Here is a 593-nt window from a genome sequence, read left to right as displayed (position 1 = left end):
TGCGGCGCGCGGGAAGGCAAAAAACCCCGTCGCGTAGCGACGAAATGGCTGGGCGAGGAAACGGAAAAATGGGCGGATTTGTTACGAACTGCATGGTTCGTTCCGATTTTTTGGACGAAGGAGGCAATTTCGGAGAAATTGTCGGATGAGGACAAAAAAGCGGCTTGTTTCGTATCCAAAACCCACTCCCGCAATGGTTCGACCCAATTATTTCCCCGACGTTCAAAATCTTTCAATTTCTCTTTCAAAGCGGCGAGAGAGCGCATAGTGGTGTCTTTCTTGGTTAGATAAATCTCTTTCGGTATGTCTCCGTCCAAATACGCGGACACCAGTTTTTCCATGCGCTCCTCGTCCGCTTTGATTCTATCGGAAAGATTTTGAACATCACTTTGCGACGCTGATATTTTTTCGCGCTCCCATTCTGTCACGCGCTCCAACATCCAATCAGTGTAGCGGTCGCAAAGTGAAATTGTTTGAAGCCGTTTTTGCAACTGCTCCGCCAAATCTTTTTCTTGCACATATCCTTGCGAGCAAATGCCTTTCTTTTTCGTGCAACGATAGTACCGATATATTCCACCATTCCCTTTTGCAAA

Source organism: Candidatus Niyogibacteria bacterium CG10_big_fil_rev_8_21_14_0_10_46_36, from assembly GCA_002772995.1.
In the GTDB taxonomy this organism is placed as follows: Bacteria; Patescibacteriota; Minisyncoccia; order 1-14-0-10-42-19; family 1-14-0-10-42-19; genus 1-14-0-10-46-36.
Note: the sequence above shows the minus strand (reverse complement) of the source record.